Genomic DNA, 14924 nt, shown 5'->3' with positions numbered 1-14924 from the left:
GACGATAACTTATGCCGCTGGCTGAGTTACAACGTCTTTGATGCCTTTAACTTCGATCTCAACGCGACGATCTGGAGCCAGGCAGTCGATCAGTGCAGCGCGAGCTTTCACGTTGTCACAGGTGTTGCCAGTAACTGGGTTAGATTCGCCCATACCACGTGGGGAGATCTTGTTAGCTGGGATACCTTTAGAGATCAGGTAATCAACAACAGACTGAGCACGTTTCTCAGACAGTTTCTGGTTGTAAGCGTCAGAACCGATACGGTCGGTGAAGCCCAGAACCACTACAGAACCATCTTTAGGATCCAGATTGCTCAGCTGAGAGTACAGCTGATCCAGTGCCTGCTGGCCTTCTGGTTTCAGAGTTGCTTTGTTGAAGTTGAACAGAACGTCAGACTTCAGAGTGAAGTGCTTGGTCTGTACTTCTGGAGCTGGAGCCGGCGCTGGAGCAACAACTGGTGCTGCTTCTTCCTGCTGGCCGAAACGGTAGGAAACACCTACGCTCAGCATGCCGTTGTCTGGACGAACACCAACGGTGTTGCCGTCGCCGATGTTGTTAACCCACTGGTATTCCAGACGAGTAGCGATGTCACGGGTCATAGCCCACTCAACGCCACCAGCGAATACTGGGGAAACACCGGTGTCATGTTCGTCACCAGACTGGTTGTTGCTGGAGTCAGCGCGCCATACCATGCCGCCCAGACGGGTGTACACGTCCAGATCGTCAGTTACTGGGTAACCCAGTTTAGCGGTCAGCTGAACGCCCTGTGCTTTGAAAGCGCCGTTGTATTTATCGCCTTTGTATGGCATACGACCTAACCAGTCGTAACCCATTTCAAAACCAACATACGGGTTAACCTGATAGCCACCGAACGCACCTGCACCAAGCTGGCTCTCGTGAGTCGGGCCATCGTTGTTCAGTTTGCTGTTGTACCAGCCAGTGTCGTGGAACTGAGACCAGCCCAGTTTACCACCTGCATACCAGGTATTATCTTTCGGAGCGGCCTGCGCTACGGTAGCGAAGCCAGCCAGTGCCACTGCAATCGCGATAGCTGTCTTTTTCATTTTTTGCGCCTCGTTATCATCCAAAATTCGCCATGAAAATCTCAAGAGAGAATCACGGTTAAATCCTTCACCGGGGGGCGTGGTCAAATATAAATCTACCGATATCTTCGGCTTAGGCCGAGCACCCCTGGCGATGTAAAGTCTACAACGTAGCTGAAAACTTACAAGTGTGAAGTCCGTCAGGCATATGAAAAAAAAAGTTCCGTATACCTTTTATTTAACATTTTTCGCGCGAATTTTGTGCAATAAAATTAAGGAGAACCGCACCAGACAAGCCTTGCCGCAATTTTGAGGCCGGGAACTAAAAACACATCTTGTGGTCAAAAAAAATTCCAGGAAAAATCTTAATTTCACTCAATGATACAAATTTGAGTGAATTTTTAGCCCAGAAAGTTGTCCTCTGCGGTAAGAATCTGGACGAACCGGGCGCATGATAAACCCGATCGCACTCCCTTCTTCAGCCGCCTCAGTCAGACGAAAATGTTCCTCTTCAGTCAATTCCTCTGGTAACCATCCAATCACTACACTGTAATTTCCAGTGCGTAAAGCCCGGATCATCGACTCGACGGTATCGCAAGGAGAGAGTTGATTAATTTGCATGACCTTTGTCAGCGGAAGGCCGGCAGACTGAACCCATTCACGGCTCAGTTTTTGCTGTGGCGTCAGCCAAAGCTGCCAGCGAGACTGCTGACCAAGCTGCTGTAATAACGGCAGCAGCAGTAGTTGAGTTAACAGAGGCTGATCCTCACGATAAACCACTTCGCTAATAAGCCCTGTCGAAACACTGCCGACGGTGTTCTGCGCTACGTTGCCAGCGGTAGAAGTGATAAAGGTTGAGCGATTTGCATAGCCTGAAGTGTGCATATTCATTCCAGCTCTGTAGTTACTGTATGAATATACAGTAACCCCTGTATGCATAAAGATCAACCTCATTTTCGGAAAGCGACTCGCAAAATTCATTCAATCTTGATGCCCCTTGAAAAATCATCTTGCCCAACAGCGATAAGTTGCCTATTTTCCTGCTAACGGATCCGCTAGTAAGAAACTTCGTTGTTAATTTATGATTTATAAGGAAATATCATGAAAAAGATATCTTATGAACGGATCTATAAATCCCAGGAATATCTGTCTCCGCTGGGGGACATTCAACATCGTGCACTGTTCGGTGGCTATACCCTGGCAGTGGATGATGCGGTCTTTGCCATGGTGTCAGAGGGAGAACTCTACCTTCGCGCCTGTGAGGAAAGTGCGAAATACTGTGTAAAGAATGCCGCCTCGTTTTTGACACTCATGAAACGGGGGCGTCCGGTGCTTCTGAACTATTTTCGAGTTGATGACGGATTGTGGCAGGACAGGGAGCGTTTGCTCCAGCTCTCCTCGTTCGCACTGAGAGCGGCAAGAAAAGAGCGCTTTCAGCGCCATCAACGAAACCGGCTAAAGGATCTCCCGAACCTGACGTTTCAGCTTGAGGTCTTGCTTTTTGAAGCGGGTATTACCGACGAAGAAACACTTCGGACGCTTGGTGCGAAAGCGAGCTGGCTGAAGATGCGGGCAAAAAATAAAGCACTCAGTATTAAAGTGCTTTTCGCGCTGGAAGGTGCCATTGAGGGACTTCATGAAGCGGCACTCCCGGCGGGAATACGCCGGGAGCTGACGGAGTGGTTTAATGCGCTACCTGAGCCACAGGAGAATCACTCCTCCAGGTAGCGATTTGCTGTTGCAGTCGGCAAATTTCTGGCAGCAGAGCGATAAGCAGACCAATTTGCTGAAGAACCAGTGGCGCTTTGCTGTCGTTTCCTGGATCAAGATGGATAATGCGCTGGGCCAGTTCGTCCAGAGCCTGTTGAACACGCGGTTCATCGGCTGGCCGGTGATGAAGTGCGTCATCGACATAACAGACGGCATCATCCAGCAAAGTGAGGATACCCGGGTTGGTGAGTTTCTCACGGTGGGCACCCAGCGTGGAAATATAGCTGGTGAAGGTATGATTCAGACAGAGCAAGCGGAACGCCGTCTCACGAATCTCTGCGGTGGCACGAGGCTCTGTTGACATGTTAGAGACAACCGAGGCCAGTTCAGCATCGCTGTTGTGCGCATCGCGGCGTGCTATTCGGTAAGCCAGACGGTTATCCCGGCCCTGATGGTACTGTTCAAGGATGGCATCAAGGTACCGGCAGTTGGCATTCATAGCCCTGTCTAACACGCGCGGCAAATTACGGAAACGCCAGTCTGGCCAGATAAAGCTGACAGCCGCCCAGGCAATTGCACAGCCAATCAGGGTATCGATCACACGTGGCAGGGCGACCTCAAACCCTTCACCCAGCAGGTTAAAGCAGAGCAGAACCAGCAGCGTGATGAACATGGTGGCGTGGGCGTACTGCACATTGCGAAAGGCGAAGAACAACACACCGGTGATCACGATCAGGATCAGTTGCCCCTCAACGGACGGCACGAAATAGAGGACCGGCAGCCCAATGGCGACACCGACCAGCGTGCCGAGAATACGCAGTGCAAGGCGGTGCCGGGTGGCGTTGTAGTTCGGCTGGCAGACGAACAGGCTGGTCAGCAGGATCCAGTAGCCATGTTGCAATCCGGTTATTTGGATAAAGGCATAGCCTACGCACAATACCAGCGACATTCTCACCGCGTGGCGAAAGAGAGCCGACTCCGGCGTAAAGTTGCGGCTCAACCGCAACCACATATCGCTAAAGTTGTGGACGCTGTCATCTGCAAGCTGATTTTCTGCATCACTACCGGGTAACGCCATCGCCTGCTCTGACTCAATGGTCGCCAGCTGAGCATCTATCGCCCGCAGGTTATTCAGCAGATATCCCAGAGCTTTAATATGTTCCGGTGACGTTCCGCTGGCCTGAACGCGGTCAATTGCCGCATCAAGATGGCTAAACACACGTTCAAAACGTGGGTCATGCTGATAAGGCGTGCGCAGCAGAATAGAGCGTGCGAGCTGCTGGCATGCCTGGGACTGCATGGAAAGCAGTCGCTGGAAACGGAACATCACGTCGCTGTAGCGGAACTTCTCGCGCAGGGCGGCATACTGAACATGCGAGGAGCTGGCACGTTCATGTATATCCTGAGCGGCAAAGTAATAGTGTAAGGTTCTTCGGGTTCCGCGTTGACCGCGATCGCCACGCAGACGGGTAAGTAGCGATGCTTTAGTCTGGTTAAGGGTGGCAACTAACTGGCCGTTTGCCAGAGCCAGATCGTAGAGCGGGGCCTGGCTTTCTTCCTCGATATCCGGGTCGAAAAGCCGGGATTTTAGCTCCAGATAGTGGGCTAACTGCTCGTAGCTGCGGGCAAGGTTATCCTGCAGAGGGCGAACCGGGAAGATCAGATGGCCGGTTAGCGTCAGCAGGTTATACCAGATGGCGCCCAGCAACAGCAGAACGGGTTGCTGATACCACTGGTCATAAAGGGAAACACCCAGCATGGTATAGATGGCAATCAGCAAGGCACCAAAAGCGATGGTGGCGTAGCGCTGCCCAAGGCCGCCCAGCAAAATAAAACCACTGGTTGAGAGCGTAAGACCGAGGGCAAACAGCCAGGGCCACGGAAAGAGCAACTCAACGGAAGCAGACGCAATAAAAAAACAGACCAGCGTAATCACCAGGTTACGCAAACGTCCGGCCAGACGGTCATCCAGATCCGCAAGCGCCCCCGCAACCACCCCCAGCGTGAGCGGAATGGTGAGCTTGACATCATTCAACCACCACGGCAGGGCTACCGTGCCGCAAAGCGCGATAAAAATCCTGACGTTATAAAGCCAGGTGCTGTTCCAGGTATAACGGCGAAGCAGTGGGCTTAGCATAAGCGCGGCCAGTCCTTATTTACTGAAAACGACGACGAGCATTTGCTTCACGTGCTGCCTGAGCCACTTCAACCGGAACAACCCTGCGCCCGACGGGCCAAAGGGCGATCGCAGCGATTTTAAAGTTCGCGATCCCGACCGGAATACCAATAATCGTGATGCACTGCGCAATACCCGCAAAAATATGCATGATGCACAGCCACCAGCCGAAGAATATCAGCCACAGAATGTTGAGCAGGGTGCCCCCCGTGTTCATCAAGGCGTTTTTGCTCTCCGGATTCAGCTCGTCAACGTGGATGGCTTCATTTCCATACGGGATGAAGGAGAGTTTGGTGATTTCCCAGCATGAGCGGGTCAGGGGGAGTGTGAAAATCAGGACGATGCTCACCAGCGTGGCAAAAAGCCAGGAAAGGGTGGTGGCAAAACCGCCCAGTACAAAATTCAACACATTCAGAACGGTACGCATAAATCCTCACTTCCTTTCGATAAAATTAACGCCTGATGATTGTAACGTTTTTTTAGGCTGGAGCACCTTAAAACTGGCAGTTAAACTGTCAGGTAAACTATCTCTTCGTGGATTTGGCGGGACATGGAACTTAAAGCAACTTCATTAGGCAAACGCCTGGCGCAACACCCCTATGACAGGGTTGTTCTCCTCAACGCCGGGGTGAAAGTCTCCGGAGAACGCCACGAATACCTTATTCCGTTTAATCAACTTCTGGCTATCCACTGCAAACGTGGGTTGGTGTGGGGGGAACTGGAGTTCGTTCTGCCTGACGATAAAGTGGTGCGTCTGCACGGCACCGAGTGGGCGGAGACCCAGCGTTTCCATCATCATCTTAACGCGCTCTGGCAGCAGTGGAGCCACGACATGAGTGTGATTGCTGCCCAGGTACTGCAGCAGGTGCTGGATGATATCGCCCAAAGCAACGCGCAAAACACGTGGCTTACCCGCCAGCAGACCGCCGGGTTACAGCAAAAAATCAGGCAGGCACTCTCGGCGCTGCCGTTATCCGTGACGCGTCTCGATGAGTTCGATAATTGCCGCGATGCCTGGCGTCAGTGTCAGGCCTGGCTAAGCGATATGGATAAGAGCCGGTTCGCCCATAATCAGGCCTGGACTGACACCATGCTCACCCGATACGCCGATTTTTTCAGTACGGTTGAATCTTCTCCACTCAATCCTGCCCAGGCGCGTGCGGTGGTTAACGGTGAGCAGTCCTTGCTGGTGCTCGCGGGAGCCGGGAGCGGTAAAACGTCGGTGCTGGTGGCGCGCGCGGGCTGGTTGCTGACAACCGGGGAAGCCGTTGCTGAACAAATTCTGCTTCTGGCTTTTGGCCGCAAGGCTGCCCAGGAGATGGACGAGCGTATCCAGGAACGCCTGCACACCCAGGATATTACGGCCAGAACCTTCCATGCTCTGGCGTTGCACATCATTCAGCAGGGCAGCAAAAAAGTGCCAGCGGTGAGTAAACTGGAGAACGACACGCAGGCGCGCCAGGCTTTGTTTATCAAAACATGGCGCCAGCAGTGCAGTGAGAAAAAGGCGCAGGCAAAAGGATGGCGTCAGTGGCTGGAGGAAGAACTTAACTGGGAGGTGCCTGAGGGCAGTTTCTGGCAGGATGAAAAACTGGCGCGGCGTCTGGGCTCGAGACTTGACCGCTGGGTAAGCCTGATGCGGATGCACGGTGGGTCGCAGGCTGAAATGATTGACAGTGCGCCGGAGGAGATCCGCGATCTGTTTTCTAAGCGGGTTAAGCTTATGGCACCGTTGCTGAAAGCCTGGAAAACTGCCCTGAAAGCGGAAAATGCTGTCGATTTCTCTGGCCTGATCCATCAGGCCATTATCATTCTTGAGAAGGGGCGCTTTGTCAGCCCGTGGAAACATATTCTGGTGGATGAATTCCAGGATATCTCGCCGCAACGCGCAGCATTGCTTTCAGCGTTACGGGCACAAAACAAGCACACGTCGTTGTTTGCCGTGGGTGACGACTGGCAAGCCATCTATCGCTTCAGCGGTGCGCAGCTTTCACTGACGACCGCATTTCACCACTATTTTGGCGAAGGCGATCGCAGCGATCTGGATACCACCTACCGCTTCAACTCCCGTATTGGTGAAATCGCCAATCGCTTTATCCAGCAGAACCCGTATCAGCTGGCCAAGCCGCTTAACAGCCTGCGGTCAGGGGATAAAAAAGCGGTCACTCTGCTGGCGGATGACCAGCTGGAACCGCTGCTGGACAAGCTCAGCGGCTATGCAAAGCCTGAAGAACGTATTCTGGTGCTGGCGCGCTATCATCACCTGAAACCGGCTGCGCTGGAGAAAGCGGCCACCCGCTGGCCGAAACTGCAGCTTGAATTTATGACGATTCACGCCAGTAAAGGTCAACAGGCCGATTATGTGATTGTGATAGGGCTGAAAGAAGGTAGCGACGGTTTTCCGGCTCCGGCTCGTGAGTCAGTGATGGAGCAGGCTTTACTGCCTATGCCGGAAGATTTTCCGGATGCCGAGGAACGACGTTTGCTGTATGTGGCCATCACCCGCGCGCGTCATCGTGTGTGGCTGCTGTTCAATAAAGAAGAACCGTCAGTGTTTGTTGATATTCTGAAGAGTATTGATGTGCCAGTAGCGCGCAAGCCATAACGACGTCAGGCTTGTTTTTGGGGCCGGGTAAGGCGTAGCCGCCACCCGGCTTAAAATTTACTTTAATCTTTCAGACAGATAACGCTGGTAGTCCGGAATAAGGATATCAACCGGCGAGTTAAACTGCGGCGATTCGATGATGAAATCTGCCGTTGAAAGGTTAGTCGCCACTGGAATATTCCAGACAGTGGCAAGGCGCAGCAGTGCTTTCACGTCCGGGTCATGCGGAACCGCATTCAGCGGATCCCAGAAGAAAATCAGCACATCAATTTTCCCCTCAGAAATCTGCGCACCTACCTGCTGATCGCCGCCCATCGGGCCGCTCAGCATGGCATTGACTTCAAGACCCGTTTCGCGCTGGATCAGATTACCGGTTGTACCGGTCGCCGAGAGGGTGTGCTTTTCCAGCAAAGACTGATGGCGGCGAACCCAGTTAAGCAGCATTTGTTTACAGTGGTCGTGCGCAACCAGAGCAATGTGTTTGCGTTCAGGTAGCGTGCGTGTTGTCAGTTCCATAATCGTATCCATCAGGTTAACTGGCTACACGATGACGGGAACTGTCTGACGCTGCAAGAGAAAGGCGAAAAAAATGTGGCTTATGATGAAGGTTGTTGCTTCGCCCATTGTAAAAAGCGGGCTCGCGTGTCCGGATCGGCCTGCTGGAACCAGAATTTAAGGCGTTGTTCCGTCAGGGTTTGGGACTGAGGAGGAATGACATCCAGTTCAGATACACCGGATAACAGCGTACTGTCGTCTGCCATCATAGTGGCAAACTGGGGAAGCGATGCGCGTTTACCTGCTTTATTATAGGTCTGGGTCGCGGCCTCATAATCCGGGCCTTTAGGGGACGTGGTCAACGCCAGAATATCAAGCTTCACCGGAATCGGCATCGCATCGCCATCCAGCAGCTCAACGCGCGGTGAGGTGTCAAAGGCCGAAGATTCTTTCTCCGTTTCAAGGCGAGGCAGGGTGATGTTCACCTGACTGATTTGCCGGGTATTAAAGCTGACGATCAGCGGCGGGGAGATGTACATCCGTTGTTCATGATTAGCGAGACCGATCGACTTTTCTACCCGGAAGACCAACTGATGAGGCCCGTTATCTAGCTCGATGCTGTCTGCGCCGCGTAATAATGAACTGGAGACTTTTTTTCCATCCAGAACCAGCAGATCAATGTCGGTAGAGAGCCGGAGCGTGGTCGCAAAAACGCAAACCGGCATCACTAATGCAATCACAGCAGTGGCAATTCCGGTTTTCATAGAAGGCTCCTGTCAGAAATACTGATGTTGCATTAATGTATCTAAATCTTTCGAAAATCATCTTTACTAACATATAGACATATTTCACGGTTTTGCCCTCATACATCTGTATGGGATGGATGGTTGAGATATGCGCTTTGGCGTACACTTTGAAAAAAACCAGGAGAAAAACCATGAAAGAGAACGATATTGCCGAGATATTGACCTCCACGCGCACCATTGCGTTGGTGGGTGCGAGCGATAAACCGGATCGTCCAAGCTATCGGGTCATGAAGTACCTTCTCGATCAGGGTTATCACGTTATTCCGGTGTCGCCAAAAGTGGCCGGTAAAAGCTTACTGGGCCAGCAGGGATACGCCACCCTAAACGACGTACCTGAAAAAGTGGATATGGTAGATGTTTTCCGCAATTCTGAAGCCGCGTGGGAAGTGGCGCAAGAGGCCATCGCTATCGGCGCGAAAACGCTGTGGATGCAGCTAGGCGTCATTAACGAGCAGGCTGCTGTGCTGGCGCGCGATGCAGGTTTGAATGTGGTTATGGACCGCTGCCCGGCGATTGAACTCCCCCGCCTGGGGCTGGCGAAATAACAAAAAAAAGCCCGATTATCGGGCTTTCTTACACACTTAGTTCCGCAGGCGCGGAGCCTGTAACTGTTTGCGGATAGTCTGAGCAAGTTCATCCATCGTGGGTTGCTCCGGATGCTCATCCTGTAGTTCGCTACTCAGCTGCGCTTCAGCAAGATAGGTGTGAACGGGTTGTCCATCGTCACCTTCCATCACCACATGATACCAGGGCGCAGCGCGAAGCTCGGCGTTGACCGCCAGCTCGTCTGCAGACGGTTCATCAAGAGAATACTCCGGGTCGATATCCACGACCACACCCAAATACCCTAGCAAAGTGTGGCGGACCTGCTGGCCGATACCGAATTTGCTGGCAATCATAGTCACCTCCCGGGAAATACGACTTACACGTTATGTGCGGGCAATATTTCTCTTTTCAAGTTACATGACGCGACAGGCAAACCCTTTCAGATAGAGCCCTTCCGGGTAGGTAGCAATCACCGGGTGATCGGCTGCCTGACGGAACTGCTCTATAAATTGTACATCACGGCCAGCATCTATTGCGGCATCGGCGATGATTTTCTGAAATAAATCTGTGGTCATCAGGCCAGAGCAGGAGAAGGTAAGCAGAATGCCGCCCGGGTTCAGTAGCTGAATGGCCAGCATGTTGATGTCCTTATAGCCACGGCAGGCACCCATCAGCTGACTTTTGTTTTCCACAAACTTAGGGGGATCCATGACGATAACGTCGAATTTCTCGCCCTGATCGCGATACTTACGCAGCAGTTTGAAGACATCATCGCGAATAAATTCGGCTTTGCTCACATCCAGCTTGTTCAGCTCGACGTTCTGTTTTGCCACGTCCAGCGCTTCCTGCGAGGTATCCACACTGACAACCTGGGCACAGCCACCCATCAGCGCTGAAACGGCAAAACCGCCGGTATAGGAGAAGCAGTTCAGCACGCGTTTGTCGGCAACGTACTGACGCGTAGCCAGACGACTGTCGCGCTGGTCGAGGTAGTAACCCGTTTTGTGGCCGCCCTGAATATCCACCAGCAGTTTCATGCCGTGCTCTTCAATCGGCAGCAGGGCAGGCGGCAACCCGCCTGTCACTGGACCCTGGGTCAGCTCCATGCCCTCTTTTTTACGCACGGCCACATCGCTGCGGTCGTAAATGGCGCATTCCGGGAACAGCGTTTGCAGTGCGCTAATCAACGCCGCACGTTGATATTCCGCGCCAGCACTCAGGAGTTGCAGCACCAGGAAGTGACCAAAGCGGTCAATGGTGACGCCCGGCAGGCCGTCGGACTCACCAGCAATCAGGCGGTAGCTGTCCAGCCCGTCGCGTTTTGCCAGCCAGTCACGCCATTGCTGTGCCTGCTGCAGACGGCGAACGAAGAAGTCGATGTCGATGGTTTCATCTTTATCAAAGGTCCAGACGCGGGCACGGATCTGGGACGCTGGCGAGTAAGCACCTCGCGCTAACCATTTCCCCTGATGGTCAACGATATCAATGGTTTCACCGAGGCTGGCTTTACCTTCCATACGGGCAACCGCGCCGGAAAAGACCCAGGGATGACGGCGCAGTAATGACTTCTCGCGCCCTTTGGCTAACACTAAACGTACACTCATAATTTGCTGTTCTGTCGATTTCAGGAAATGGCGCGTAGAGTAGCACATTCAGCAAGGCGCAATCATCTGCGGATACCATTGAGCGTTTCGGCACAAAATCAAATCGCTTAAGCACATTACGGCATTGTCGCGTGCTTTACCTTAGGGCTTCCGGTTCAGCAAAGGAAACCCCATGAAAAAGCGCAGTGTAATCGCAATAACCGCTCTGGCGGCAATGAGTTTTCAGGTTTTAGCAGCAACACCTTTCAGCATCACCAGCCAGGATATTTCTGGCGAACGCCGTTTAGCGCAACAGCAGGTGTTTGAGGGATTTGGCTGCCACGGTGGGAATATCTCTCCGCAGCTGGCGTGGAAAAATCCGCCCGCTGCTACGAAAAGTTTTGCCGTCACGGTATATGACCCGGATGCGCCCACTGGCAGCGGCTGGTGGCACTGGACCGTAACCAATATTCCAGCGAGTACAATGATGTTGCCAGCCGATGCCGGTAACCCGAATGGTGAGAAATTACCTGAAGGCGTTGTGCAGGGACGTAATGATTTCGGCTATTCTGGATTCGGCGGTGCATGTCCGCCCGCAGGTGATAAGCCTCATCGCTATCAGATTACCGTCTGGGCTCTGGACGTGGATAAACTGCCCGTCGACAAAAATGCCAGCGGCGCGCTGGTCGGCTTTATGATCAATAGTCATGTTCTGGCGAAGGCCCAGTTAACAGCAACCTACAGCAGATAAGGATGGCGGGGTGCAGGAGTTCCATTTTCGACATAAACATCTCACGGCGGGTGAAGTGAGTGCCAGCAAAATGCATCGCCTGCACCAGGTTAAACTCTTTTTTCCGGCGATTTGTCATATCACTCACGGCAGTAAGGTGATTGTTCAGGATGACAACCGACTGGTGGCGACACGGGATGAGCTCATCATTATTCCTGCCAATACGGCGATGGAGATTATCAATCAGCCTGCGAACGGTATGTTTCGCTCGGACTTGCTGATGTTGTCTCCGGAGATCGTTACCGAATTTAAAACGCATTACCTGAAATCCTGGCCGCGCACGACGTTGCATTCGCTCTGCGCCCCGCTGAGCGAGGGGCTGGCGTTTATGTGGGATAACCTGCTGCAAGCCGTGCGTCAGGGTTTACCGGAAACGCTACAAAAGCATCAGGCCTTCGGTCTTTTGCTGGCATTGCTGCATGATGGCGTGGCAGGTCCGCTGCTTATTGAGCGAAATATTAACCTGACCGAACAGGTGCGGCAGTTCATTATGCTGTCGCCCGCCAGAGCCTGGACCGCGCAGGACATCGCCAGCCGTCTGGCCCTGAGCGTGCCGACGCTGCGCAGACGGTTACGTGAAGAGTCACAGAGCTTTCGCCAGATTGTGGAGGAGGTGAGGATGGCCGTTGCGCTGTCACAGTTACAGTCAACCCGATTACCGATTGGCGAAATCGCATTACAATGTGGGTATCTTTCCAGCTCTCGTTTCACCGCTCGTTTCCGGCAACACTATGGCTGTTTACCGAAAACGCTACGTTAAGGAGAAGAAAAATGGCAAAAGTCTGCACCATCGCCTGGGTTAACGGTGTCGTCCAGGGCGTCGGCTTCCGCTACAGCACCCAGCGTGAAGCGATTGAGCTTGGGCTAACGGGATACGCGCGAAACATGGATGACGGCAGCGTTGAGGTGGTCGCCTGTGGCGAAGCGGAACAGGTCGATAAGCTGGTGGCGTGGCTGAAAGCGGGGGGGCCGCGCAGCGCTCGGGTTGATAAGGTTTTGACGGAACCGCACCAACCCGGCCGGGAGTACGTTAACTTCGGTATTCGCTACTAAATGCATTTCACCGGTTTTGGCAGGCCGGCAATTTTGGTGGCCTGCTTTGCCGGGCCTTTAGGGAACAGACGATACAGATAGCGGCTGTTGCCTTTCTCTTCACCGAACTTATTGGCCATGGCCTTAACCAACATGCGGATGGCTGGAGAGGTGTTGAATTCGAGGTAGAACTCGCGCACAAAACGCACCACTTCCCAGTGTTCGGGGGAGAGGGTAATCCCTTCGTTTTCCGCAATTCTCTCCGCCAGCGGCTCGCTCCAGAGCATTGTATCTTTCAGATAGCCTTCGCTATCGGTCTCAATTTCCTGGCCTGCAAAAATCAACATAATCTTCTGTCGTGTGTGAAAAAATCGGCAACAGTGTAGCAAAAAAACGGCCGCAGGATAAACCGTGACCTACAGGAGTAGCTGTAGCAGATTGTTGGCATTGAGCTTTTTCAGTGCGTTGCATTTATGGGTCGAAACCTGTTTCTCTGACATATCCGTCACGATGGCAATGTGGCGTACCGGCAACCCGGTAAGCATGAGATCGAGCACGTTGAATTCAAGGCCGGTAAGACAGCAGTCAAGACTTCGAACGCGGCGAGGCTCCTTTGCCAGCAAATATGCCGCATCTGCGACAGCGATCCTGTCATCGATGATATAAAGGGTTAACGTACTGAAACGCTTGCGTAAATGCGTCGCCAGCGCCCACCCCTTTTCATTGCAGACCAGATAAAGGCTGCCTTTCCAGCGGGCGGTTTCCAGTCTGAGCAAAATGTTTATCAGCGCCTGATGCGTAGCCGCCACGGAAAAACGGCAGCGCACAACAAGCACGCGGCGGGTAAGCAGCGATGGTTGCCATTGTACGGTGTCGCTTTGGACCTCTAACTGAACGCCCCGACGAAGCAGCGCGTAGCGCAACCCTTCGGCGTAAAATCGATTATTGTCGAGAATGGCGTAACTCACGGTGACCTCGTTATAACGTGCTGGGCGTATAGATAACGCGCAGAGTGCCGGTATAGTCGCCCGCGTTTTTGCTGCTGGCAGCAAACGCAGGGGTTTTCAGGATAATAGGCGCAGGAATGCACAGTACGCTTTCTCGTCCGCCGGGCAGCACGACCTGGCGCAAATACTGCGGATCGTTAGTGCCTTGCCAGACCATCGTTTTACCGTTTGCGACGGATTCGGTTGCGCCTGTTATTGGATTGGTGACGGAGACCCGATAATCGAGACGATCCCGCGCATCCGTCTGGCTACCACCGCGCCGCCTGATAGAAAACGCGCCTTCGGCACGGACCGTAGACGTAAGTCCATCGTCCTCAAACCGAAGATAGGCGCGGGTGCTAGTACTGTTTTTGCCGTCGTACAGGCACATATCCAGCGTGTTTTCCCCCTGGATCTCGCTGCCCCCTGGCCGTCCCGGAAAATTGGTCAGGTTGAGGTTAACAATGGGCGTTGAGTGCGGAAATGCCGGCAAATAAATCTGCTGATTACCCGGATCGACCACTTCAATGCGTATATTTGCCTGCCAGTTGGCGATGGTGAGATAGCCAGGACAACCGACATTAACGTCATTGAAGTTCCCGCCGCAGTCGGCGCTTCCCCATTGACGCAGGTTCTGCTTCAGCGTTGCGGTCCAAATCCCCGGCAGGGCGAGCTTATCCAGCTCGCTTTTCACGATATAGAAATCGAAGTAGGGCTCTCTGTTCCAGGCGCTGAGATCGCTCGTTCCACCCGTGACAAAGCTGGCGAAGGTAAACACTTTATTGTTGATAAACATGTAGTGATCGCCATACACCTTGATATCCACCGTTTTGCTGGTGAGGGCATGCGTAAAACGTAAATTGATGGCGTAGGGCGCGGCCGGGTTCCCGGAGAACCAGACGGGAGCGTTCATGCAGGCTCCGTACGTGGTGTCAGTCCTGGAAAGACAGGTCAGTGTATTACGCCCCCACTTTTGCGGATCGGCGGCATCATAACCGCCTGATTCATGAAGCCAGATATCGAAACGCGCGGGCGGTGCCGTGCGGTCGAAGCTGATCCCTGCGCTGGTGTTTCGTCCCGCGGGGGCGCCCGCCAGCGTCTGGCCGGCCCACAGGCTTAAGAACAGTAAAAAAAAGAGGTACTTAATCACA

17 protein-coding genes are annotated in these 14924 nt (G+C 53.1%); 6 read left to right on the top strand and 11 right to left on the bottom strand.

Going from position 1 to position 14924, the window contains the following annotated elements:
• Positions 1–9 precede the first annotated feature (9 nt).
• Positions 10–1065, bottom strand: a complete 1056-nt coding sequence (gene ompA / locus V6E55_RS15750) for a porin OmpA (protein ID WP_316943322.1) — start codon at positions 1063–1065, stop codon at positions 10–12.
• A 354-nt stretch (positions 1066–1419) separates the two neighbouring features.
• On the bottom strand, positions 1420–1929 hold the full coding sequence (sulA, locus tag V6E55_RS15745; protein WP_129997117.1) for an SOS-induced cell division inhibitor SulA: 510 nt from the start codon (positions 1927–1929) through the stop codon (positions 1420–1422).
• A 216-nt stretch (positions 1930–2145) separates the two neighbouring features.
• On the opposite strand from sulA, the gene V6E55_RS15740 reads away from it, so the two are divergent.
• Complete coding sequence (locus tag V6E55_RS15740) at positions 2146–2772, top strand: TfoX/Sxy family DNA transformation protein (RefSeq protein ID WP_129996283.1); 627 nt, start codon at positions 2146–2148, stop codon at positions 2770–2772.
• Here V6E55_RS15740 and yccS read toward each other — a convergent pair.
• Positions 2729–4891 carry a YccS family putative transporter gene (gene yccS, locus V6E55_RS15735; RefSeq protein WP_316943321.1) on the bottom strand — a complete coding sequence of 721 codons (2163 nt, stop codon included), beginning with the start codon at positions 4889–4891 and terminating at the stop codon, positions 2729–2731. The genes V6E55_RS15740 and yccS overlap by 44 nt on opposite strands.
• A 19-nt stretch (positions 4892–4910) precedes the next feature.
• Positions 4911–5357 (bottom strand): YccF domain-containing protein, encoded by a 447-nt coding sequence (locus V6E55_RS15730; protein ID WP_023335159.1) that lies wholly within the window; start codon positions 5355–5357, stop codon positions 4911–4913.
• Positions 5358–5480: 123 nt separating this feature from the next.
• Between V6E55_RS15730 and helD the strand changes: the two genes are divergently transcribed.
• On the top strand, positions 5481–7535 hold the full coding sequence (gene helD, locus V6E55_RS15725; RefSeq protein ID WP_316943320.1) for a DNA helicase IV: 2055 nt from the start codon (positions 5481–5483) through the stop codon (positions 7533–7535).
• A 57-nt stretch (positions 7536–7592) separates the two neighbouring features.
• Here the strand turns inward: helD and mgsA are convergent, their stop codons facing one another.
• Both mgsA and csgI read right to left on the bottom strand, forming a co-directional pair.
• Positions 7593–8051, bottom strand: coding sequence for a methylglyoxal synthase (gene mgsA / locus V6E55_RS15720; protein ID WP_049006707.1), 459 nt, complete (start codon positions 8049–8051; stop codon positions 7593–7595).
• Between the two features lie 80 nt (positions 8052–8131).
• On the bottom strand, positions 8132–8794 hold the full coding sequence (gene csgI, locus V6E55_RS15715; protein WP_114978348.1) for a curli synthesis inhibitor: 663 nt from the start codon (positions 8792–8794) through the stop codon (positions 8132–8134).
• Positions 8795–8967: 173 nt separating this feature from the next.
• Here csgI and V6E55_RS15710 point away from each other — a divergent pair, with 173 nt between their 5' ends.
• Entirely contained in the window at positions 8968–9381 is a 414-nt protein-coding gene (locus V6E55_RS15710) for a CoA-binding protein (RefSeq protein ID WP_316943319.1), read from the top strand.
• A gap of 36 nt (positions 9382–9417) precedes the next feature.
• Here V6E55_RS15710 and hspQ read toward each other — a convergent pair whose 3' ends face one another.
• Positions 9418–9735, bottom strand: coding sequence for a heat shock protein HspQ (gene hspQ / locus V6E55_RS15705; RefSeq protein WP_013097248.1), 318 nt, complete (start codon positions 9733–9735; stop codon positions 9418–9420).
• Between the two features lie 60 nt (positions 9736–9795).
• Entirely contained in the window at positions 9796–10986 is a 1191-nt protein-coding gene (gene rlmI / locus V6E55_RS15700; protein ID WP_316943318.1) for a 23S rRNA (cytosine(1962)-C(5))-methyltransferase RlmI, read from the bottom strand.
• Positions 10987–11158: 172 nt separating this feature from the next.
• Between rlmI and V6E55_RS15695 the strand changes: the two genes are divergently transcribed.
• Genes V6E55_RS15695 through yccX form a run of 3 tightly spaced genes read left to right on the top strand, consistent with a single transcriptional unit; the run spans position 11159 to position 12808 of the window.
• Positions 11159–11716, top strand: coding sequence for a kinase inhibitor (locus tag V6E55_RS15695; protein ID WP_316943316.1), 558 nt, complete (start codon positions 11159–11161; stop codon positions 11714–11716).
• Positions 11717–11726: 10 nt separating this feature from the next.
• On the top strand, positions 11727–12515 hold the full coding sequence (locus tag V6E55_RS15690; RefSeq protein WP_316943314.1) for a helix-turn-helix transcriptional regulator: 789 nt from the start codon (positions 11727–11729) through the stop codon (positions 12513–12515).
• A gap of 11 nt (positions 12516–12526) precedes the next feature.
• A complete protein-coding gene (gene yccX, locus V6E55_RS15685) occupies positions 12527–12808 on the top strand; it encodes an acylphosphatase (protein WP_316943312.1) in 282 nt (93 codons plus the stop codon).
• Here the strand turns inward: yccX and tusE are convergent.
• From tusE to V6E55_RS15670, 3 genes are all read right to left on the bottom strand, one after another.
• A complete protein-coding gene (gene tusE / locus V6E55_RS15680; RefSeq protein ID WP_316943311.1) occupies positions 12805–13134 on the bottom strand; it encodes a sulfurtransferase TusE in 330 nt (109 codons plus the stop codon). The two genes, yccX and tusE, sit on opposite strands and share 4 nt — an antisense overlap.
• A 69-nt stretch (positions 13135–13203) precedes the next feature.
• The gene (locus V6E55_RS15675) at positions 13204–13755 is read right to left on the bottom strand and encodes a LuxR C-terminal-related transcriptional regulator (RefSeq protein ID WP_316943310.1); all 552 of its coding nucleotides are present in this window, start codon (positions 13753–13755) and stop codon (positions 13204–13206) included.
• Positions 13756–13765: 10 nt separating this feature from the next.
• A complete protein-coding gene (locus V6E55_RS15670) occupies positions 13766–14923 on the bottom strand; it encodes a CfaE/CblD family pilus tip adhesin (RefSeq protein WP_316943308.1) in 1158 nt (385 codons plus the stop codon).
• Position 14924 lies beyond the last annotated feature (1 nt).

It is taken from the genome of Enterobacter sp. 342 (assembly GCF_036663495.1).
Lineage (GTDB): Bacteria > Pseudomonadota > Gammaproteobacteria > Enterobacterales > Enterobacteriaceae > Enterobacter.
This window is presented reverse-complemented; position numbering and strand designations above follow the sequence as displayed.